Source organism: Streptomyces sp. Act143, from assembly GCF_003143935.1.
Lineage (GTDB): Bacteria > Actinomycetota > Actinomycetes > Streptomycetales > Streptomycetaceae > Streptomyces.
Genome location: NZ_QFRX01000001.1, coordinates 5374518 through 5395382 on the forward strand (window position 1 = coordinate 5374518; position 20865 = coordinate 5395382).

Here is a 20865-nt window from a genome sequence, read left to right on the forward strand (position 1 = left end):
CCACGGACAGAACCTTGGTGCACCGCGCCCGCAGCCCGGGTGCGGCTCACACAGCTGAACCGCGCTGCCGCACGAAGGAGCACCCGCCCATGTCCGTCCTGACCACCGAGCCCGGGGCGACCCCCGCAGCCGAGGAACCGCCGGATACCGGTGAGCGCCATCGCCTCACCGCCGTCACCGGCCTTGCCGCGCTGTCCCTGGACGCGATGGCGTCGGTGGCGTACGGTCCCGAGGCGATCGTGCTCGTGCTGGCCGCCGCGGGCGCCCACGGCCTCGGCTTCACGCTCCCCGTCACGCTGGCCATCGCTGGATTGCTGGCGGTGCTGGTCGCCTCGTACCGGCAGGTCATCGCGGCCTTCCCGGACGGCGGCGGTTCCTACGCGGTCGCCAAGCGGCACCTGGGCGCACGCACCAGCCTGGTCGCGGCGGCCTCGCTCGTCCTCGACTACGTCCTCAACGTCGCCGTCGCCGTCACGGCGGGCGTGGCGGCGCTGACCTCCGCCTTCCCGTCCCTGTACGACGACCGGCTGTTGCTGTGCCTGGCCGTGCTCGCCCTGATCACGGCCGTCAACCTGCGCGGCATCGTGGAGTCGGCGAAGGCGTTCATCGTGCCGACGATCGTCTTCGTCGGCTCGATCTTCGTCCTGATAGCCGTCGGCCTGTTCCGCTCCGAGCCGGTCAGCACGGTGACCGCCGCCGGACACGCCTCGGTGGCTGCCGACAACGCCACCACCGTGGGCGCCCTGCTCCTGCTGAAAGCTTTCGCCTCCGGCTGTGCCGCGCTCACCGGCGTGGAGGCCATCGCCAACGCCGTCCCGTCCTTCCGCACCCCGCGCGCCAAGCGCGCCCAGCGCGCGGAGGTCGCCCTCGGCGCCGTGCTCGGCCTGATGCTCATCGGCCTGTCGGTACTCATCGGCCGCTTCCACCTCCAGCCGGTCGAGGGCGTCACCGTCCTCGCCCAGCTCGCAGACGCCTCGCTCGGGCACAACTGGGCTTTCTACGTCATCCAGTTCGCGACGATGATCCTGCTCGCCCTCTCGGCGAACACGTCCTTCGGCGGCCTCCCGGTGCTCCTCAAGCTGCTGGCCCGGGACAACTACCTGCCGCATGTCTTCGCCCTCAAGGCCGACCGGCAGGTCCACCGCCACGGCGTCCTCGCCCTCGCTCTGCTCTCCGCCGCGCTGCTCGTCTTCTCCGGCGGTGACACCAACACGCTCGTGCCGCTCTTCGCCATCGGTGTCTTCGTCGGCTTCACGATCGCCCAGGTCGGCATGGTCCGGCACTGGCGGCTCGAAAAGGGTCCGGGGTGGCGCGGGAAGGCGCTGCTCAACGGCTTCGGCGGCGTCCTCACCGGCGTCGCGGCCGTCGTCGTCACTGCCGGCAAGTTCGAGGAGGGCGCCTGGCTGATCGTGATCGCCCTGCCCCTGCTGGTCGCGACCTTCGAGACCGTGCACCGCGCCTACGCGCGGATCGGTGAGCGGCTGGGCCTGGGCCGTATACCCGAGCACCCGCACCGCGACCGCTCGGTCGTCATCGTGCCCGTGTCCTCGCTGTCCCGCCTCACCTCCGAGGCTCTGACGGCCGCCGCCTCCCTCGGCGACGAGGTCCGCGCGGTCACCGTCTGCTACCCCGGCCCCGAGGACCGGGCCGCCCTGCACGCCCTGGAGCGTGCCTGGGCCGAGTGGGATCCGGGGGTGCCGCTGGTGCGGCTCGCCTGCGAGCGCCGCTCCCTGGGCCGCCCCATCGCCGCCTACGTCCGTGAGGTCACCGCGGCCGAACCCGACGCCCGGGTCACCGTGCTGATCCCGGAGACGGAGCCGGAGCGGCTGTGGCAGCGGCTGCTGCAGAACCAGCGAGGTGCCGTCGTCGCCCATGCCGTGCGGAGGGAGACGGACGCGGTGATCTGCCGACTGCGCTTCCGCCTCTTCTGACCCGGCTGTTCTGACGAATTCCCAGCGACTTCCCCCCGTCGGACGGCGGTGCTCAGCCGCCGGTCACGGCAGGTGGCGTAAGAGTCGCGTCAAAGCCGTACGCGTCGCCGTAAGGGACCCGTCAACGAGAGCCGGATCCGGCCAGAAAGGCTGTTTCCTCTAACCGTCCGAGTCCGATCCGAACCTCATTTCCGGGAGTTCACGATGGCCGATCTGGCCTTCGTCGTCACCACGATCGCGTGCTTCGCGCTGGTGGCCCTCGTCGCCAAGGGGGTGACGAAGCTGTGACCGCCGAGAACATCGTCGGCCTCGTCGTGGCCGTCGCCCTGCTGGGCTATCTCGTCCTCGCCCTGATCTTCCCGGAGAGGTTCTGAGAGCTGACATGGGTCCCGTCCTCGCAGGCGTCCTCCAGCTGCTCGCTCTCATAGGAGCACTGGCCCTCGCCTACGTCCCCCTCGGCAACTACATGGCCAAGGTCTACTCCTCCGACAAGCACTGGCGCGTCGAGAAGTGGATCTACAAGGGCATCGGCGCCAACCCGAACACCGAGATGCGCTGGCCCGCGTACCTGCGCGGCGTCCTCGCCTTCTCGGCCGTGAGTGTCCTGTTCCTTTATCTGCTCCAGCGGCTCCAAGGTGTCCTGCCCGGTTCGCTCGGCTTCTCCGCGATCGACCCGGACCAGGCGTTCAACACCGCCGCCTCCTTCGTGACCAACACCAACTGGCAGTCGTACTACGGCGAGCAGGCCATGGGGCATGTCGTGCAGACCGCCGGGCTGGCGGTGCAGAACTTCGTCTCCGCGGCCGTCGGCATCGCGGTCGCCGTCGCGCTGGTGCGCGGGTTCGCGCGGTCGCGGACCGGTGAACTCGGCAACTTCTGGGCCGACTTGGTGCGTGGTGTCGTCCGCATCCTGGTGCCGGGGGCCTTTGTCGCCGCGATCGTCCTGGTCGCCTGCGGTGCCATTCAGAACTTCTCCGGGATCCATGAAGTCGGGCAGTTCATGGGCGGTTCGCAGCAGTGGAACGGCGGCGCGGTCGCCTCGCAGGAGGCCATCAAGGAGCTGGGCACCAACGGCGGCGGCTACTTCAACGCCAACTCCGCGCATCCGTTCGAGAACCCGACGCCGTTCACGAACCTCTTCGAGATCTTCCTGCTGCTGGTCATCCCGTTCGCCCTGACCCGCACCTTCGGCATCATGGTCGGCTCGGTCAAGCAGGGCTACGCGATCCTCGCGACCATGGCCACCATCTGGGTCGGCTTCGTCGCCCTGATGATGTGGACCGAGTTCGCCCACCACGGCCCGGCGTTCGACATCGCCGGCGGGGCCTACGAGGGCAAGGAGGTCCGCTTCGGCGTCGGCGCCTCGTCCATCTTCGCGACCTCCACGACGCTCACCTCGACCGGCGCGGTGGACTCCTTCCACTCCTCCTTCACCGGCCTCGGCGGCGGCATCACCATGCTCGGCATGATGCTGGGCGAGATCGCGCCCGGCGGCACCGGATCCGGTCTCTACGGCATGCTGATCATGGCGGTCATCGCGGTGTTCATCGCCGGTCTGATGGTCGGCCGTACACCCGAGTACCTCGGCAAGAAGATCGGCACCCGCGAGATCAAGCTCGCGGCCTGCTACATCCTCGTCACTCCGGCGCTGGTGCTCATCTTCACCGCGGCCGCGATGGCACTGCCCACCCCGGGCCACTCGATGACCAACAGCGGGGCGCACGGCTTCTCCGAGATCCTGTACGCCTACACGTCGGCCTCCAACAACAACGGCTCGGCCTTCGCCGGGCTGAACGCGGACACACAGTGGTTCAACTCGACGCTCGGCCTGTGCATGCTCTTCGGCCGCTTCCTGCCGATGGTGTTCGTGCTGGCGCTCGCCGGTTCGCTCGCCGAGCAGAAGCCGGTACCGGTCACCGCGGGCACCCTGCGCACCGAGAAGCCGCTGTTCACCGGCCTGTTGGTGGGCGCGATCCTCATCATCACCGGTCTGACCTACTTCCCCGCGCTCGCGCTGGGGCCGCTGGCCGAGGGGCTGGCGTCATGACGACCCGCATAGAGAAGCCCCATTCAGAAGATCAAGAGGACTCGATGTCCACAGCCACCCCGACCCGGGCGCCGCACAGCGACGTACCCACCGGCCACAAGGCCGCCGAGGGACGTGTCGGCGCGGGTCTCTTCGACCCGAAGCAGCTGCTGAAGTCGCTGCCGGACGCGTGCCGCAAACTCGACCCGCGGGTGATGGTCAAGTCCCCCGTGATGTTCGTGGTCCTCGTCGGCTCGGTGCTGACGACGGTCTTCTCCTTCAAGGACCCGGGCGACTGGTTCGGCTGGGCGATCAGCGCCTGGCTGTGGCTGACGGTGATCTTCGCCAACCTGGCGGAGGCCGTCGCCGAGGGCCGCGGCAAGGCGCAGGCCGACACGCTGCGCAAGGCCAAGACCGACACCGTCGCCCGGCGGCTCGCCGCGGACGGCAAGGCCGAGGAGCAGATCCCCGGCACCGAGCTGCGCATCGGCGACCTGGTGGTCTGCGAGGCGGGCGACATCATCCCCGGCGACGGTGACGTCGTCGAGGGCGTCGCCTCCGTCGACGAGTCGGCCATCACCGGCGAGTCAGCCCCGGTCATCCGCGAGTCCGGCGGCGACCGCAGTGCCGTCACAGGCGGTACGAAGGTCCTCTCCGACCGCATCGTCATCAAGATCACGACGAAGCCCGGCGAGACCTTCATCGACCGGATGATCAACCTGGTCGAGGGCGCGGCCCGGCAGAAGACCCCGAACGAGATCGCGCTGAACATCCTGCTCGCGTCTCTGACGATCGTCTTCCTGCTCGCGGTGGCCACCCTGCCGCCGTTCGCCGACTACGCGGGCACGCACCTGACCATGGTCGTCCTGGTGGCGCTGCTGGTCTGCCTGATCCCGACCACGATCGGCGCCCTGCTCTCCGCGATCGGTATCGCCGGCATGGACCGGCTGGTGCAGCGCAACGTACTGGCCATGTCCGGAAGGGCGGTCGAGGCCGCGGGTGACGTCTCGACCCTCCTCCTCGACAAGACCGGCACCATCACCCTCGGCAACCGTCAGGCGTCCGAGTTCGTGCCGGTCAGCGGCACCACCGAGGCCGAGGTCGCCGACGCCGCCCAGCTGTCGTCGCTGGCCGACGAGACGCCCGAGGGCCGCTCCGTCGTCGTACTGGCGAAGGAGAAGTACGGGCTGCGCGAGCGGCACCAGGGCGAGCTCGTCGGGGCCGAGTGGATCGAGTTCACCGCGCAGACCCGGATGTCCGGTGTCGACGTCGACGGACGCAGGATCCGCAAGGGCGCGGCCGGTTCGGTCATCACCTGGGTCAAGGAACAGGGCGGCACGGTGTCCGAGGACGCCGACACCCTCTCCACCCGCATCTCCGAGGCCGGTGGCACCCCGCTGCTCGTGGCCGTCGAAGACGCCCGAGGCGCCCGGGTGTTGGGTGTCATCCATCTCAAGGACGTCGTCAAGGAGGGCATGCGGGAGCGGTTCGAGGAACTGCGCCGCATGGGCATCAAGACCGTCATGATCACGGGCGACAACCCGCTGACCGCCAAGGCGATCGCCGAGGAGGCGGGCGTCGACGACTTCCTCGCGGAGGCCACCCCCGAGGACAAGATGGCGCTCATCAAGCGGGAGCAGGCGGGCGGCAAGCTCGTCGCGATGACCGGTGACGGCACCAACGACGCCCCCGCGCTGGCCCAGGCGGACGTCGGCGTCGCGATGAACACCGGTACGTCGGCCGCCAAGGAGGCCGGCAACATGGTCGACCTCGACTCCAACCCGACCAAGCTCATCGAGATCGTCGAGATCGGCAAGCAACTGCTGATCACCCGGGGCGCGTTGACCACGTTCTCGATCGCCAACGACGTCGCGAAGTACTTCGCGATCATCCCGGCGCTGTTCGCGGCCGTCTACCCGGGCCTGGACAAGCTCAACATCATGGGCCTGTCCTCACCGGACTCCGCGATCCTGTCCGCCGTCATCTTCAACGCGCTGATCATCATCGCGCTGGTGCCGCTCGCCCTGCGCGGTGTGCAGTACCGGCCGGTCAGCGCGGACAAGCTGCTCCGCCGCAACCTCGGGATCTACGGACTCGGCGGACTGGTCGTGCCGTTCATCGGCATCAAGATCATCGACATGCTCATCTCCCTCATTCCCGGGATCGGTTGATCGGCAATGAACAACTCGGTTACGAACACCGCCCGGCTGCTGGGGGCGGGCCTGCGGGCCCTGCTCGTCCTGACCCTGGTCACCGGCGTCATCTACCCGCTGGTCGTCACCGGCATCGCCCAGGCCCTGTTCCACGACAAGGCCAACGGCTCGGAGATCAAGGCGGACGGCAAGGTCGTTGGCTCCTCCCTGATCGGGCAGTCCTACAACCTGCCGCTGAAGAAGGGCGAGGAAACCGCCTCGCCCGACCTCAAGTGGTTCCAGGGGCGCCCGCAGAACGGTCTCGGCACCAACAGCGTCAACACGCAGTACTCGCTGATCCTGTCCGGCGCCACCAACCGTTCCGGTGACAACGCCGACCTGATCGCATGGGTCAAGGCCGCCAAGGCCGCCGTCATCAAGGACAACTCGACCGCCGACTACAAGGTCAAGGCGTCCGAGGTCCCCGCCGACGCGGTGACGTCCTCCGGCTCCGGCCTGGACCCGAACATCTCACCGGAGTACGCGGACATCCAGGTCCACCGGATCGCCGAGAAGAACGGCCTGACCGTCGCCCAGGTGCAGAAGCTGGTCGAGGACCACACCGAGGGCCGCACGCTCGGCTTCATGGGAGAGCCCCGGGTGAACGTCCTCGAACTCAACATCGCGCTCAAGGCACTTCTGGCCAAGAGCTGATGGCGTTACACGACCCACAGGGGAGTCGGCGGCCCGGACGACCGGGCGCGCCGGCTCCCGCAGTCATGAAACAGGTACGTCCCCACGACGTACGACAGGAAGGCGCACGCCGATGACACGGGTGCTGGTGGTGGAGGACGACCCGCAGCTCGTACGGGCCCTCATCATCAATCTCCAGGCACGCCGGTACGGGGTCGACGCGGCCCCCGACGGTGCCACCGCGCTGCGGCTCGCGGCTGCCCGGCAACCCGATGTCGTGATGCTCGACCTGGGCCTGCCCGACATGGACGGCGTCGAGGTCATCAAGGGCCTGCGCGGCTGGACCCGGGTGCCGATCCTGGTGCTGTCCGCCCGGCAGGCGTCCGAGGAGAAGGTAGCCGCTCTCGATGCCGGTGCCGACGACTACATCACCAAGCCGTTCAGCATGGACGAACTCCTTGCCCGGCTGCGGGCCGCCGTTCGACGGACCGAGGAGGTGCCGCTCGCCACCGGTGCGACGTTGGTCGAGACGGCGGACTTCAGCATCGACCTGCTGGCCAGGAAGGTGCGCAAGGACAGCCGCGACGTACGCCTCACACCCACCGAGTGGCACCTGCTGGAGATACTGATCACCCACCCGGGACGGCTGATCACACAGAAGCAGCTGCTCCAGGAGGTGTGGGGCGTCACCCAGGGCAACAAGACCAACTATCTGCGGGTGTACATGGCCCAGCTGCGCCGCAAACTGGAAGCGGACCCCGCCCACCCCCGCTACCTCATCACCGAGCCCGGCATGGGCTACCGCTACGAAGGATGACCATGGCACGCGGCAAGCTCCGCATCTATCTCGGCGCGGCACCCGGTGTCGGCAAGACCTACGCGATGCTGTCCGAGGCCCACCGCCGTATCGAGCGGGGCACCGACTGTGTGGTCGCCTTCGTGGAACACCACCATCGGCCCCGCACCGAGGTGATGCTGCATGGTCTGGAACAGACTCCGCGCAAGGAACTGCAATACCGGGACAGCGTCTTCACCGAGATGGACGTGGACGCCGTCCTGGCCCGCCGGCCCCAGGTCGCCCTGGTCGACGAACTGGCCCACACCAACATCCCCGGCTCCCGCAACACCAAGCGCTGGCAGGACGTGGAGGAACTCCTGGCCGCCGGCATCGACGTCATCTCCACGGTCAACATCCAGCACCTGGAGTCCCTGGGCGACGTGGTCGAGTCGATCACCGGGGTACGGCAGCGCGAGACGGTCCCCGACGAGGTCGTACGCCGCGCCGACCAGATCGAGCTCGTCGACATGTCCCCGCCCGCGCTGCGCCGCCGTATGGCGCACGGCAACATCTACAAGCCGGACAAGGTCGACGCGGCCCTCTCCAACTACTTCCGCCCCGGAAACCTCACCGCGCTGCGGGAGCTGGCGCTGCTGTGGGTGGCCGACCGGGTGGACGCCTATCTGACCGAGTACCGCAGCGAACACCAGGTCTCCACCATCTGGGGTTCACGCGAGCGGATCGTCGTCGGCCTGACGGGCGGTCCGGAAGGACGGACGCTGATACGGCGGGCCGCCCGGCTCGCCGAGAAGGGCGCCGGCGGCGAGGTGCTGGCCGTCTACATCTCCCGCAGTGACGGCCTCACCGCCGCCTCGCCCAAGGAACTCGCCGTCCAGCGCACTCTCGTCGAGGACCTCGGCGGCACCTTCCACCACGTCGTCGGCGAGGACATCCCGGCCGCGCTGCTCGACTTCTCGCGCGGGGTCAACGCCACCCAGATCGTGCTGGGCGTCTCCCGCCGGAAAGGCTGGCAGTACGTCTTCGGTCCCGGCGTCGGCGCCACGGTCGCCCGGGACTCAGGACCCGACCTCGACGTGCATCTGATCACCCACGACGAGGCCGGCAAGGGGCGCGGACTCCCGGTCAACCGGGGTGCGCTGCTGGGCCGTTCCCGCGTGATCTGGGGGTGGACGGTCGGCCTCGGCGGGCCGGTGCTGCTGACCTGGCTGCTGCGTGGTGTGGCCCCGGACGTCGGGCTCGCCAACGACATGCTGCTGTTCCTGACGCTGACGGTGGCGGCCGCCATCCTCGGCGGACTCTTCCCCGCGCTGGCCTCGGCGGCGGTCGGCTCCCTGCTGCTGAACTGGTACTTCACCCCGCCCGTCCACACCTTCACGATCGCCGACCCGAAGAACATCGTCGCCATCGCGATCTTCGTCGGGGTCGCCGTGTCCGTCGCCTCGGTCGTCGATCTCGCCGCCCGCCGCACCCACCAGGCCGCCCGTCTGCGCGCCGAGTCGGAGATCCTCTCCTTCCTGGCGGGGAACGTGCTGCGCGGCGAGACCAGCCTGGATGAACTGCTCGAACGGGTCCGCGAGACCTTCGGCATGGAGTCCGTGGCGCTGCTGGAACGAGAGAGCGAGGTGCTGCCCTGGACCTGCGCCGGGAGCGTGGGCTCGCGGCCCTGCGCGGTTCCGGACGACGCGGACGTCGAGGTGCCGGTCGGTGACCACATGGCGCTCGCGCTGACGGGCCGGGTGCTGCCGGCCGAGGACCGCCGCGTCCTCGCGGCCTTCGCCGCGCAGGCCGTCGTGGTCCTGGACCGGCGGCGCCTCCAGGAGGAGGCCGACCGGTCGCGGGCCCTGGCCGAGGGCAACCGCATCCGCACCGCCCTGCTGGCCGCCGTCAGCCACGACCTGCGCACCCCGCTGGCCGGGATCAAGGCCGCGGTCACGTCTTTGCGTTCGGACGACGTCGATTGGTCGCAGGAGGATCAGGCGGAACTGCTGGAGTCCATCGAGGACGGCGCCGACCGCCTCGACAACCTCGTCGGCAACCTCCTCGACATGTCCCGCCTCCAGACCGGCACCGTCACGCCGATCATCCGCGAGACCGACCTCGACGAGGTCATCCCGATGGCGCTCGGCGGCGTCCCCGAGGACAGCGTCGACCTCGACATCCCCGAGACCCTGCCCATGGTCGCCGTCGACCGGGGGCTGCTCGAACGGGCCGTCGCCAACATCGTCGAGAACGCCGTCAAGTACAGCCCGCCGGGCGAGACGGTCCTGGTGTCCGCGAGCGCCCTGGCCGACCGCGTCGAGGTGCGCGTGGTCGACCGCGGTCCGGGCGTCCCCGACGAGGCCAAGGACCGCATCTTCGAACCCTTCCAGCGCTACGGCGACTCCCCGCGAGGTGCCGGAGTCGGCCTCGGTCTCGCGGTCGCCCGAGGCTTCACCGAGGCGATGGCCGGCACGATCCACGCCGAGGACACCCCGGGCGGCGGCCTCACCATGGTCCTGTCCCTGAGCACGGCACCACAGCGCCGACCCGAGCAGCCGGATGTGTCGGCGACGGCCACGTCTTGAGAGTGGGGGCGTCCTTGACGTGGCCGCAGCCTGTCGCGTCCCGGGCGCCGGACGGCACGCTCGCGGCACCGGAGACCGCCGGTTGCGGCCGTGTTGTGAGCATGGTGACCAGGCACCCCGCCGTCCTCGACGCCGCCCACCAGGCGTCGCGCGACTACGGCCCGCTCACCGCCGACTCGCCCGCCCTGGGAGGCGCCACCCCGCTGAGCAAAGCCCTGGAGGCCGGTCTCGCCGAGGCCCTGCGCACCGAGCACGTCATGCTTTTCCCGACCGGCTGGGCCTCCGGCTTCGGCACCATACGGGCGCTCGTGCACCGCCGTGACCACATCCTCCTCGAGAGGCTCTCCCACGACTCGCTGCGCCAGGGCGCCGCCGCCAGCGGAGCCACGGTGGACTTCTTCCGCCACCTCGACAACGACGCCGTCCGCCGCCACCTCACCGGCATCCGCGCCACCGACACCAAGAACGCCGTCCTCGTCGTCACCGAGGGTGTCCTCTCCATGGACTCCGATACCCCGCGACTGGACGAACTCCTCGGCATCTGCCGGGAGTTCGGCGCCCAGTTCATGGTCGACGTGGCCCACGACTCCGGCGCCATGGGCGAGCGCGGCGGCGGCCAGCCGGAGGTGCACGGCATCCTCGGCGAGGTCGACGTTCGTCGTCGGCGCGTTCTCGAAGACCTTCGCGACGACCGGCGGCTTCCTGGCCACACCGTCGGCCTCCGCGCGCGAGTGTGTCCGGATGTTCGGCGGCCCGCAGACCTTCTCCAGCGCCATCACCCCCGTGCAGACGGCGGTGGCCCTGGCGGCACTCGGCGTCGTCACCTCACCCGAGAGCACGCGGCGCCGTGCGGCGGTCAGGCCGGTCGCGACCCGGCTGCGCGAGGGCCTCACGGCCCGCGGCCCGGAGGTCATGGGCGACGTGGTCTGCCCGGTCGTCCCCGTCCTCATCGGCGACACCCCGACCGGCCGTACCGCCTCCGGCCTCATCGCCCGCGCCGGCCTGGTCGCCCACCTCGTCGAACAGCCCGCGGTCGCCTCGGACGCGTCCCGCTTCCGTATGCAGGCCATGGCGGACCACACCGACGAGGACATCGCCACCGCGATCGACATCCTCGACACCTGCATCCGCGAAGCCCGCCTGACGGCTCACTGAAGCTGACGGTGCGGCGCTGGATGGCACTAGATGGTGCCATCCAGCGCCATTCCATGTTTATGCAGGTGAGGTGCCTTCGGTCTCCTTGAATCTCGGTTTGGCAACCTCGGGTGGTTGCGTGTGGCGCCAGCATGGTGCCATCATGGCGCCATGGACCTCACCCCGTACGTCGACAACCTCCGCCGCGAACTCGCGGTGGCTGCCGAAGCCGGAGGCGTCGAAGCCCGCGAGCTGGCCGAGAGGCTGACCGCTCCCCTGGAGTCGGCGACCCGGCTGGTCATGCTCAACGTGCTCTCCGCGGCGATGGACGAGATCACCCGCGAACTCGCCCCTGGTTCGGTCGACGTACGACTGCGCGGACTCGATCCCGACTTCGTGGTGACACTGCCGTCCACCGAGGACGCCGCCCCGGTGGCGCCGGCCGCACCCTTCGAACCGGTCACGACCCCGGCCGCCGACGCGGACGAGGGCGGTACCGCCCGCGTCAACCTGCGACTGCCGGCCCACCTCAAGACGCGCGCCGAGGAGGCCGCGAGCAGCGAGGGCCTGTCGGTCAACGCGTGGCTGGTGCGTGCCGTGTCCGCCGCGGTGGACGGCGGAACCCGGCCGCGCGCGGCGGGCAAGGTCCAGAACGTCGGACAGAGTTTCACGGGCTGGGTGCGCTAGCCACCCCGGCCGGTACACAAAGGCACTTCACCCACACCACGTCCCACCAGCGGGGACGCTCCCACGACTCACGAGGACGGGACAGCCATGCCTTCTTTCGACACCCCCGAACCGATCTCGGTCAACGCCCATGTGGCCGCCGGCTCCCTCCGGCTCACCGCCGGCGAGCGTCAGGACACCGTCGTCGAGGTGCGCCCCCGCGACCCGCAACGGGACAAGGACGTGCGGGCCGCCGAGCAGACCGAGGTCACCTTCGCCGGCGGCGTCCTGACCGTCAGGACGAAGGAGCGCCGCATGATCGGACCCTCCGGCGTCGCCGACGTGACGGTCGAACTGCCCACCGGGTCAAGCGTCGAGGTGACCGGCGCCTGGGCCCAGGTGCTCGGTGAGGGGCGGCTCGGCGAGGTCCGGGTGAAGACCTCTGTCGGTGATGTCCGCCTCGACACCACGGGGCCGGTCGAGCTGACCGCCTCCCACGGCTCGGTCGTGGTCGACCGGATCGAGGGCAGGGCCGAGATCACCACCAGCTCCGGCAATCTGCGCGTCGGCACGGTCGACGGTTCCGCCGTCCTGAAGAACTCCAACGGCAACACGAACGTGGGCGCGGTCTCCGGTGATCTGAAGGTGAGCGGCGCCAACGGTGCCATCGACATCTCACGCGCCGAGGCGTCGGTCACCGGAACCTCCACCAACGGTGTCCTCAGGGTCGCCGAAGTCGTGCGTGGCCAGGTCCAGTTGGAGACATCCAACGGTTCCATCGAGATCGGGATCCGGGAGGGCACCGCCGCCTGGCTCGACGTCAGCTCCCAGCGCGGGCTGGTACGCAATACCCTCACCGCCTCCGAGGCCCCGGAGCACACCGAGGACACGGTCAAGGTCCGCGCCCGGACCAGCTGGGGCAACATCGACGTCTTCCGCGCCAAGCCCTGAGGACCGCGCCCTTGGTCCTGTTGCATCTCCTCGTCCCTCAGCCACGTCAGCCTTCGAACGGGAGAGCCACATGCCTTCTTCTGTCATGCCCACGTCCAAGGAAAGCGGCTCTACGACGGCCGTGTCCGCCCTCGGTCTGCGCAAGTCGTACGGCGACAAGACCGTCCTCGACGGCATCGATCTGCGCATCCCGACCGGGTCGGTGTTCGCCCTGCTGGGACCCAACGGTGCCGGCAAGACCACCGCCGTGAAGATCCTCTCCACGCTCATCGGCGCCGACGACGGCCAGGCCCAGGTCGCGGGACATGACCTGGCAACCGACCCGCAGGCCGTGCGGGCCGCGATCGGGGTCACCGGGCAGTTCTCCGCCGTGGACGGTCTGATCACCGGCGAGGAGAACATGCTCCTGATGGCCGACCTGCACCACCTCTCCAGGAGCGAAGGCCGACGCGTCGCCGCCGAACTGCTGGAGCGCTTCGACCTCACGCAGGCGGCGAAGAAGCCCGCCTCCACCTACTCCGGCGGCATGAAGCGCCGCCTCGACATCGCCATGACGCTGGTGGGAAGCCCGCGGATCATCTTCCTCGACGAGCCCACCACCGGCCTCGACCCCCGCGCCCGCCACAACATGTGGCAGATCATCCGCGAGCTGGTCTCCGGCGGTACGACCGTCTTCCTCACCACGCAGTACCTGGACGAGGCCGACGAACTCGCCGACCGCATCGCGGTGCTGAACGAAGCCAGGATCGTCGCCGAGGGCACGCCCGAGGAGCTCAAACGGCTCATCCCCGGCGGCCATGTCCGACTCCGTTTCACCGACCCGGCCGCCTACCGCAGCGCCGCCTCCGCCCTGGGCGAGGCCGCCCACGACGACGACGCGCTCACCCTCCAGCTCCCCAGCGACGGCAGCCAGCGCGAACTGCGCTCGATCCTCGACTGGCTGGACGCGGCCGGCGTCGAAGCCGACGAACTGACCTTGCACACCCCCGACCTCGACGACGTCTTCTTCGCCCTGACCGGCGACACCGACCAGCCGCACCAGCCCAAGGAGTCTGCCCGATGAGCGCCCTCTCCGTCGCCGTGCGCGACTCGTCCACGATGCTGCGCCGCAACCTCCTCCATGCCCGGCGCTACCCGTCCATGACGCTGAATCTGCTGCTCACACCCGTCGTGCTGCTGCTGCTCTTCGTCTACATCTTCGGCGGCACCATGAGCGCCGGCCTCGGAGACGGCGGTGGCGGCAGGTCCGAGTACCTCGCCTATCTCGTTCCCGGCATCCTGATGCTGACCATCGGCGGCACCACGATCGGCACGGCTGTGTCCGTCTCCATGGACATGACCGAGGGAATCATCGCCCGCTTCCGCACGATGGCGATCCACCGCGGGTCGGTGCTCATCGGGCACGTCATCGGCAGCGTCCTGCAGTGCGTGATGAGCGTGGTCCTCGTCGGGGCCGTCGCCGCGGCGATCGGGTTCCGCTCCACGAACGCCACCGTCCTGGAGTGGATCCTGGCGTTCGGACTGCTGGCCCTCGTAGCCCTGGCCCTGACCTGGATCGCGGTCGGCCTGGGTCTGTCCAGTCCGAACCCGGAGGCGGCCAGCAACAACGCGATGCCGCTGATGATCCTGCCCCTCCTCTCCAGCGCCTTCGTGCCGGTCGACGCGATGCCGGGCTGGTTTCAGCCGATCGCCGAGTACCAGCCCTTCACCCCGGCCATCGAAACCCTGCGCGGACTGCTCCTCGGCACAGAGATCGGCAACAACGGCTGGATCACCGTCGCCTGGTGCGTGGGCCTGGCCGCGCTCGGCTACCTCTGGTCCACGTCGCTGTTCGACCGCGACCCGAGGTAGGAAGTCGGCGGGCTCAGGCCAAGTCGCCCTTTGCGTAAGCGACTTGCTCCCCGCTTGCTTCGACTGTGGCGCAGGTCACGCAAAGCGTGTCTCGCCATTTGAGACATCGGCGGGTCGGCGCGTCGAAGTCGCCACTTGAATGCACTCGAAGGGCCTCGCGGGCCTCCACTTAGGGCACGCGGAGGGCACGGGGCCCCTGAATTGGACTAGATAACAAACAAACCCCAGGACGATGGCCTGGGGTTTCTCTCTGGAGCGGGTGACGAGAATCGAACTCGCGCTCTCAGCTTGGGAAGCTGATGTTCTACCATTAAACTACACCCGCGTAAGACGCCGGTTCGACCCGGTGTCGTAATGCCTCGTCACTGTACCTCATGTCAGACCCCCGGCGCCGAAGCCGTGGGGTCTGAGTGCGTTTCAGGGGTGTGACAGGGCTGCGGGGGGCCGGAGTTGGGGCGTACCGTGGAGGGGTGGGAGAGGGTCCGGGAGTGGCCGGAGTGCCGCCTGGAGAGTCGTTCCTTCCATCCCGTAATGTGGCATTTGTCGTCCGGCGAGCAGCAGCCGGACGAGGCTCTTGGGGAAGGGACTCTGGGACTTGATGGAACGCACCGTCGTCCGTTGTGCCGATGGGCACGTGTTCAGCACCGCTTCGTTCCCGATGCAGCAGGCCGAGCGGCTCGGCCCCGGTCGGCTGGTCCGATGTCCACGGTGTGCTCGGCTTCGCAGCGTCGTGCCGGTGACCTTGGAGAAGCAGTAGCCGCAGCGGCAGTCAGCGCAGTAGTCGGAGCAGTGGTCAGAGTGGTGGTCAGAGTGGTGGTCGCAGGAGCGGTCACCGGGCAGTGAGACAGGCGCGCGGCGTCCGATTCGGTCGGTCCGCGCGCCTTGCGTATCCTCGGGACGTGCTTCTCTCAGACAAGGACATCCGGGCCGAGATCGACGCCGGGCGGGTACGGATCGATCCCTACGACGAATCCATGGTGCAGCCGTCGAGTATCGACGTGCGCCTCGATCGCTACTTCCGGGTGTTCGAGAACCACCGGTACCCGCACATCGACCCCTCCATCGAGCAGGGCGACCTGACGCGGCTGGTGGAGCCGGAGGGCGACGAGCCGTTCATCCTGCACCCCGGGGAGTTCGTGCTCGCGTCGACGTACGAGGTCATCACCCTTCCCGACGACCTCGCCTCCCGCCTGGAGGGCAAGTCCTCGCTCGGGCGGCTCGGGCTCGTCACCCACTCCACCGCCGGGTTCATCGACCCCGGTTTCAGCGGACACGTCACGCTGGAGCTGTCCAACCTCGCCACCCTCCCCATCAAGCTGTGGCCCGGCATGAAGATCGGCCAGCTGTGCATGTTCCGGCTGTCCTCGCCGGCCGAGTTCCCCTACGGCAGCGAGCGCTACGGCTCCCGGTACCAGGGGCAGCGCGGGCCCACCGCCTCCCGCTCCTTCCTCAACTTCCACCGGACCCAGGTGTGAGCATGAGTGACGCAGCGGTACGGGAGAACCTGACCTACGAGCGCTTCGGCACCGCCGTCCGTGAGCTCGCGCAGACCATCGCCGACGACGGGTACGAGCCCGACGTCGTGCTCAGCATCGCGCGGGGCGGGGTCTTCGTCGCGGGCGGGCTCGCCTACGCCCTCGACTGCAAGAACATCCACCTCGTGAACGTGGAGTTCTACACGGGGGTGGGGACGACCCTCGAAATGCCGGTCATGCTGGCCCCCGTCCCCAACGTCATCGACTTCTCCGACAAGAAGGTCCTGATCACCGACGACGTCGCCGACACCGGCAAGACGCTCAAGCTGGTCCGCGACTTCTGCCTCGACCACGTCGCCGAGGTGCGCTCCGCCGTCGTCTACGAGAAGTCCCACTCCCTCGTGAAGTGCGAGTACGTCTGGAAGCGCACCGACGACTGGATCAACTTCCCGTGGTCCGTCGAACCCCCGGTGATCAAGCGGACAGGGCAGGTGCTTGATGCCTGAGTTGTTGTGACAGTGCTGTGGCAGAGTCGTTGAAATAGCGACATGGTTGGGGGATGGTCGGCGGCTTACGCTCCCCTGTGATCAGTTTCTGATCACTCGCGATCCGTTCGTGATCCATTCATGATCCGTTCATGATCAAGAACTCCATGGGGGGACGTTCATGCGCGCAACCACGCGCCTTGCCCTGCTCGGTACCAGCGTCGCGCTGGTCGTCACCGCGGTCGGTGCCACCAGTGCCCAGGCGGATGACGGCGGCTCGGGGGACATCACCATCGACAAGGTCGTCGTCAACGGCGGCAAGCCGGTCGTGGTCGGCACCACCAACGTGGTGTCCGCCAAGGTGTCCGTGACCGCGACCGACGATTCCGGCATCGCCGAGACCACGTACATCAGTGCCTTCGGTCCGAGCCCGAACTACGCGCAGATCTGGTACGACGACGGCGACATCACCTGCGTCAAGGTCAGCGCCACCACGTCGACCTGCTCGGGCACGCTCACCTTCGACCCGCAGGGCTCGACCGGCTTCGTCAACAACGCCGCGGCGGCCACCTGGGACCTCAGGACGCTCGTCTCCGCCAACGACCTCGACTACATCCACCGCGACGCGGCCACCACCTTCAAGGTGCAGCGCGCCTCGAAGCTGACGGTCAACGCCTCGCCCGAGCCGGTCCGCAAGGGCAAGACCATCACCGTCACCGGCAAGCTCTCCCGCGCCAACTGGGAGGACAACCAGTACCACGGGTACGCCAACCAGCCGGTGAAGCTGCAGTTCCGCAAGAAGGGCTCCAGCACCTACACCACGGTGAAGACGATCAAGACCAACTCGACGGGCAACCTCAAGACCACCGTCACCGCCGCCACCGACGGCTACTTCCGCTACGCCTTCGCGGGCACCTCGACCACCCCGGCCGTCAACGCCGCGGGTGACTTCGTCGACGTCCAGTAGTCGTCACCACCAGGCAGGCGTCGCGCCACCTGATAGCCGTCGCGCGCCCTGGTGGCAACGACCACCAGGGCGCGCGACGTCCGTACCCGTATCAGAACGTGCCCAGCTTCACGATCGACAGCAGTGCGATCAGCTGGATCGCGGACGCGCCCAGCGCCTTCGGCCACGGCAGGTCGTGGGACTTGGAGACCATGAGCGTGAGCAGTGCGCCGGCCGCCACCCAGGTCGCCCAGCCGAGGGCCTGGACGAAGGTCGCGTCGCCGCCGAAGAACATGGCGAAGACCAGGCGGGGCGCGTCCGTGAGGGACATGATCAGCATCGACAGGCCGACCGTGGGCTGCCAGGCGCCGTCGCCGCCGAGCTGGCGGGCCAGGGTGTGGGTGACCACGCCCAGGACGAAGGACGACAGGACCATCGCGACCGCGGTCGTCAGGACGATCGGGACCGCGTTCGAGAGGGTGGCGTTGATCGCCTCCTCGCGGGCGCCGTCGAAGCCGAAGACGGCCAGCAGGCCGTAGAGGAAGGTGACGACGAGGGCGGGGACCCACATCGTGTAGTCCCGCATCTGGAGGAAGGTCTGGTTGGGGGCCAGGACGATGCCCCGCAGCAGGTCCTTCCAGTGCAGGCGGGGGCCGACGGGGCCCGCCGGGGGCGTGGAGCCCGCGCGGTACGTGCCGCCCTGGTTGTACGGGTCCTCGCCGACCGTGAACGCCTGGGTGTGCCCGGGGTTGTTCGCCGCGTACGGGTCGTGGCCGGCGCCCTGCTGCGGGCCGTAGCCGCCGTCGCCGAAGTACTCCGGCTCGTCGTAGCCGCCGCCCTGGTGGCCACCGCCGTACCCCTGCTGTCCCGGGTACGGCTGGGGCTGCGGCGGCGCGGGGTAGCCGCCGTACGACGGTCCCTGCGGGGCCTGCTGCCCGTACGGAGGTTGTTGCGGTCGCGTGTGAGGAGCGCCGTTGTCCCGGCCGCGTCCGATCCTGAATCCAGCCACGCCTTCGAACGTACCTGGTCCCGGGGAGCGGCGTGCCGGGCCCGGGGGTGCGGACCCGGCTTTGCGGCCGAGCTGTGACATCCCCTACGGGGAATCCCTGAAGGTCACGGGGGTTCGGAGGCGGGGCGGCGGCGGTCACGCGGGGCGGAGTCGTCGGTTGCGCTCAACGACCCTGGGGACGGGCAAAGTTCCGGGTGTCTGACGGGCGGTCAGGCGTGGCGTCAGTCGAGGAAGCCGCCGCCGTACTCCGGCAGGTGGACGGCGCCCGTCGCGGTCGGGGTCGTGGTCGTGCCGCGCATGAGCAGGCCGTCGCCGTTCGCGCCCACCGTCAGGTCGGCCCTGCCGTCGCGGTCGAGGTCGCGCAGGCGGACCGCGGAGCCGAAGGAGACGTAGGAGTCGGCGGGGCCGAGGACCGACTGCGGGATCCAGGTGGAGCGGGTGCCGGTCAGGCCGCCGGAGCCGCCGCGGAAGACGGTGACGCCGCCCTGGTCCTCCTTGCCGTCGACGTCCTCCTGCGGGACGCCGACCGCGAGGTCTGCGTAGCCGTCGCCGTTGGTGTCGGCGGCCGAGACGGAGTAGCCGAAGTTGTCGTCGGCCTCGGGGCTGCCGGAGACGCCGGAGGAGGCCTGGTTGTACGTCATCGAGCCGCTCGGCCCCGAGGACGTGCCGCGCCAGACGCTGACGATGCCCTTGCCGTCGTTGTTCCAGGGCAGGCCGACGGCGATGTCGCCGTAGCCGTTCTTGTCGAAGTCGCCGATCGTGGCGGCGAACGGCTCGCTCGCGTACGTCTTCGAGGCGCCCGAGGTCAGGCCCGAGGAGGCGCCCTTGAGGTACCAGATGCGGTGGGCCGGCTTGTTGTCGACGAACTGGGTGCCGAGGACCACCAGGTCCGTCCTGCCGTCACCGTTGATCTTCCCGGCGGCGAGGTCGTGCGAGTACCAGCCCGCGCCCTCCTTGTCGATCTTGGTGACGCTGCCCGTCGTACCGGACTTGGTGAACGGGCCCCGGTACAGCCATGCCTCGCTGCCGCCGATCACCGCGAGGTCGGGGGAGCCGTCGCCGTTGAAGTCGCCGGTCGCGAGCTCGCTGCCGAAGTGGGACTGGGAGCCGCTCGCGCCGGACCTGGGGGCGAGGTTGGTGCCGCCGGACAGGCCCGAGCGGGAGCCCCAGACGATGGTGACCGTGCCGCGGTACTCCGCGCTGCCCACGTGTTCCGTGCCGTTGCCGACGATCAGGTCCGCGTAGCCGTCCTTGTTCAGGTCGGCGCTGCTGAGCGACTCGCCGAAGTAGTCGTCCTCCTCGCCGGTGCCGGGGATGCCGGGGCTGTCCTGGTGGACGACCTGGGTGCGACCGGTGTCGAGGCCGCCGGCCGAGCCGTAGACGACGGTGACGGCGCCGCCGGTCCAGCCGTCGGGGCCGGAGATGCCGCTGGAGTAGTTGCTGTAGGCCAGGTCGCGGTAGCCGTCGCCGTTGAAGTCGTCGTAGTGCTTGGCGACGGTGGCGGCGGTCGCGGTCGCGGCCGAGAACGTGAGCAGACCGCCCGTCAGCGCGGCCGCCGTGGCCGTCGCGAGGGCGAGTCGCAGAGGACGCTGGTGCATGCGGATTCTCCTGCGGCATGCGGGGACGCCTGGCGGGCGTCCGCAGTCGATGGGGGCGGACCGCACGTGGTCTCCGGGAGCTGTGCGCGGCTCACTTCGGGTACGCGGCGCGGTCGGCGATCAGGAGACCTCCGCCGACGGGCAAGGGTTGTACGTGAGTTCGGCACATCTTTGTGGCCGGGGGGACGGGGGGTGCGCGCCGCGCGGCACGTCGGCAACGGATGCAGCCGCTCGACGGGTGCGACGCGCCGCGCCTCACATCGGCAACGAGTGCAGCCGCGCCGGACCCGACGGCCATACGGCGCCCTCCGCCAGCGGCAGCCACATCGTGCGCAGCGGATGCGCCACGACCCCGCCGGGCTGCTCGACCCGCATCCCGTCCGCCGACTCGCGCCAGCCCAGGCGCCGGTACAGGGGAACCCGGTCCGGCAGACAGAACAGCAGCCCGAACTCCGCGCCGGTGCCCCGGGCATGGGCGGCGGCGGCCACGACCAGCCGCGCCAGCCCGCGGCCCCGCAGGTCCGGCGCGACGACCACGCCACCCAGCCCCGCCACCGGGAACGGCTCCCGGCCGGCCGCCACCGTGCCGTCGACCGGCCCGCCCG

The 20865-nt window shown here is 69.5% G+C and carries 18 protein-coding genes, 1 tRNA gene and 1 pseudogene; 16 read left to right on the forward strand and 4 right to left on the reverse strand.

The features are described 5' to 3' along the window. The first annotated feature begins 89 nt into the window (after positions 1–89). The 13 genes and pseudogenes from DI272_RS24330 to DI272_RS24385 all read left to right on the forward strand — a co-directional run bounded on the left by DI272_RS24330 (position 90) and on the right by DI272_RS24385 (position 14747). The gene (locus tag DI272_RS24330) at positions 90–1931 is read left to right on the forward strand and encodes an APC family permease (RefSeq protein WP_109497408.1); all 1842 of its coding nucleotides are present in this window, start codon (positions 90–92) and stop codon (positions 1929–1931) included. A 284-nt stretch (positions 1932–2215) separates the two neighbouring features. Continuing rightward, positions 2216–2305, forward strand: coding sequence for a K(+)-transporting ATPase subunit F (gene kdpF / locus DI272_RS24335; RefSeq protein WP_016434100.1), 90 nt, complete (start codon positions 2216–2218; stop codon positions 2303–2305). Positions 2306–2313: 8 nt separating this feature from the next. Next, on the forward strand, positions 2314–3978 hold the full coding sequence (gene kdpA / locus DI272_RS24340; protein ID WP_109497409.1) for a potassium-transporting ATPase subunit KdpA: 1665 nt from the start codon (positions 2314–2316) through the stop codon (positions 3976–3978). A gap of 44 nt (positions 3979–4022) precedes the next feature. Further along, positions 4023–6128, forward strand: a complete 2106-nt coding sequence (gene kdpB, locus DI272_RS24345) for a potassium-transporting ATPase subunit KdpB (RefSeq protein WP_375138062.1) — start codon at positions 4023–4025, stop codon at positions 6126–6128. A gap of 6 nt (positions 6129–6134) precedes the next feature. Next, positions 6135–6803: a potassium-transporting ATPase subunit C gene (locus tag DI272_RS24350; RefSeq protein ID WP_109497411.1), complete on the forward strand. Its 669-nt coding sequence runs from the start codon at positions 6135–6137 to the stop codon at positions 6801–6803. Between the two features lie 112 nt (positions 6804–6915). After that, complete coding sequence (locus DI272_RS24355) at positions 6916–7599, forward strand: response regulator (protein WP_109497412.1); 684 nt, start codon at positions 6916–6918, stop codon at positions 7597–7599. Positions 7600–7601: 2 nt separating this feature from the next. After that, on the forward strand, positions 7602–10145 hold the full coding sequence (locus DI272_RS24360; RefSeq protein ID WP_109497413.1) for a sensor histidine kinase KdpD: 2544 nt from the start codon (positions 7602–7604) through the stop codon (positions 10143–10145). Positions 10146–10246: 101 nt separating this feature from the next. Beyond that, a pseudogene (locus tag DI272_RS45480) lies at positions 10247–10690 on the forward strand (aminotransferase class I/II-fold pyridoxal phosphate-dependent enzyme); the annotation flags it as partial. Continuing rightward, complete coding sequence (locus tag DI272_RS45485; protein WP_258314650.1) at positions 10635–11300, forward strand: aminotransferase class I/II-fold pyridoxal phosphate-dependent enzyme; 666 nt, start codon at positions 10635–10637, stop codon at positions 11298–11300. The pseudogene DI272_RS45480 and the gene DI272_RS45485, both read left to right, overlap by 56 nt. Positions 11301–11450: 150 nt before the next feature. Next, a complete protein-coding gene (locus DI272_RS24370; protein ID WP_109497414.1) occupies positions 11451–11966 on the forward strand; it encodes a toxin-antitoxin system HicB family antitoxin in 516 nt (171 codons plus the stop codon). Positions 11967–12053: 87 nt separating this feature from the next. After that, a complete protein-coding gene (locus DI272_RS24375) occupies positions 12054–12896 on the forward strand; it encodes a DUF4097 family beta strand repeat-containing protein (protein WP_109497415.1) in 843 nt (280 codons plus the stop codon). Positions 12897–12966: 70 nt separating this feature from the next. Further along, positions 12967–13959, forward strand: a complete 993-nt coding sequence (locus tag DI272_RS24380; RefSeq protein ID WP_258314651.1) for an ATP-binding cassette domain-containing protein — start codon at positions 12967–12969, stop codon at positions 13957–13959. Then, positions 13956–14747, forward strand: a complete 792-nt coding sequence (locus tag DI272_RS24385; RefSeq protein ID WP_109497417.1) for an ABC transporter permease — start codon at positions 13956–13958, stop codon at positions 14745–14747. The genes DI272_RS24380 and DI272_RS24385 overlap by 4 nt, the downstream gene beginning before the upstream one ends. A gap of 251 nt (positions 14748–14998) precedes the next feature. Here DI272_RS24385 and DI272_RS24390 read toward each other — a convergent pair. After that, positions 14999–15072 (reverse strand) — tRNA-Gly (locus DI272_RS24390). Between the two features lie 574 nt (positions 15073–15646). On the opposite strand from DI272_RS24390, the gene dcd reads away from it, so the two are divergent. From dcd to DI272_RS24410, 3 genes are all read left to right on the forward strand, one after another. Further along, the gene (gene dcd, locus DI272_RS24400; protein WP_109497419.1) at positions 15647–16222 is read left to right on the forward strand and encodes a dCTP deaminase; all 576 of its coding nucleotides are present in this window, start codon (positions 15647–15649) and stop codon (positions 16220–16222) included. Between the two features lie 2 nt (positions 16223–16224). Next, a complete protein-coding gene (locus tag DI272_RS24405) occupies positions 16225–16728 on the forward strand; it encodes a phosphoribosyltransferase (RefSeq protein ID WP_109497420.1) in 504 nt (167 codons plus the stop codon). Positions 16729–16888: 160 nt separating this feature from the next. Then, positions 16889–17674, forward strand: a complete 786-nt coding sequence (locus tag DI272_RS24410) for a calcium-binding protein (protein WP_109497421.1) — start codon at positions 16889–16891, stop codon at positions 17672–17674. A 91-nt stretch (positions 17675–17765) separates the two neighbouring features. Here the strand turns inward: DI272_RS24410 and DI272_RS24415 are convergent, their stop codons facing one another. From DI272_RS24415 to DI272_RS45490, 3 genes are all read right to left on the reverse strand, one after another. Then, positions 17766–18743, reverse strand: a complete 978-nt coding sequence (locus DI272_RS24415; RefSeq protein WP_109497422.1) for a Yip1 family protein — start codon at positions 18741–18743, stop codon at positions 17766–17768. A 140-nt stretch (positions 18744–18883) separates the two neighbouring features. After that, the gene (locus DI272_RS24420) at positions 18884–20260 is read right to left on the reverse strand and encodes an FG-GAP and VCBS repeat-containing protein (protein ID WP_109497423.1); all 1377 of its coding nucleotides are present in this window, start codon (positions 20258–20260) and stop codon (positions 18884–18886) included. A gap of 255 nt (positions 20261–20515) precedes the next feature. Further along, positions 20516–20865 (reverse strand): GNAT family N-acetyltransferase (locus DI272_RS45490; RefSeq protein ID WP_258314652.1); only part of this gene is annotated, 350 nt, incomplete at its 5' end.

Bases quoted from the DNA above. Each gene is read 5' to 3' on its own strand.
- DI272_RS24330 (WP_109497408.1), top strand. From the start codon at position 90: ATGTCCGTCCTGACCACCGAGCCCGGGGCGACCCCCGCAGCCGAGGAA.
- kdpA (WP_109497409.1), top strand. From the start codon at position 2,314: ATGGGTCCCGTCCTCGCAGGCGTCCTCCAGCTGCTCGCTCTCATAGGA.
- kdpB (WP_375138062.1), top strand. From the start codon at position 4,023: ATGTCCACAGCCACCCCGACCCGGGCGCCGCACAGCGACGTACCCACC.
- DI272_RS24350 (WP_109497411.1), top strand. From the start codon at position 6,135: ATGAACAACTCGGTTACGAACACCGCCCGGCTGCTGGGGGCGGGCCTG.
- DI272_RS24355 (WP_109497412.1), top strand. From the start codon at position 6,916: ATGACACGGGTGCTGGTGGTGGAGGACGACCCGCAGCTCGTACGGGCC.
- DI272_RS24360 (WP_109497413.1), top strand. From the start codon at position 7,602: ATGGCACGCGGCAAGCTCCGCATCTATCTCGGCGCGGCACCCGGTGTC.
- DI272_RS24370 (WP_109497414.1), top strand. From the start codon at position 11,451: ATGGACCTCACCCCGTACGTCGACAACCTCCGCCGCGAACTCGCGGTG.
- DI272_RS24375 (WP_109497415.1), top strand. From the start codon at position 12,054: ATGCCTTCTTTCGACACCCCCGAACCGATCTCGGTCAACGCCCATGTG.
- DI272_RS24380 (WP_258314651.1), top strand. From the start codon at position 12,967: ATGCCTTCTTCTGTCATGCCCACGTCCAAGGAAAGCGGCTCTACGACG.
- DI272_RS24385 (WP_109497417.1), top strand. From the start codon at position 13,956: ATGAGCGCCCTCTCCGTCGCCGTGCGCGACTCGTCCACGATGCTGCGC.
- DI272_RS24405 (WP_109497420.1), top strand. From the start codon at position 16,225: ATGAGTGACGCAGCGGTACGGGAGAACCTGACCTACGAGCGCTTCGGC.
- DI272_RS24410 (WP_109497421.1), top strand. From the start codon at position 16,889: ATGCGCGCAACCACGCGCCTTGCCCTGCTCGGTACCAGCGTCGCGCTG.
- DI272_RS24415 (WP_109497422.1), bottom strand. From the start codon at position 18,743: ATGTCACAGCTCGGCCGCAAAGCCGGGTCCGCACCCCCGGGCCCGGCA.
- DI272_RS24420 (WP_109497423.1), bottom strand. From the start codon at position 20,260: ATGCACCAGCGTCCTCTGCGACTCGCCCTCGCGACGGCCACGGCGGCC.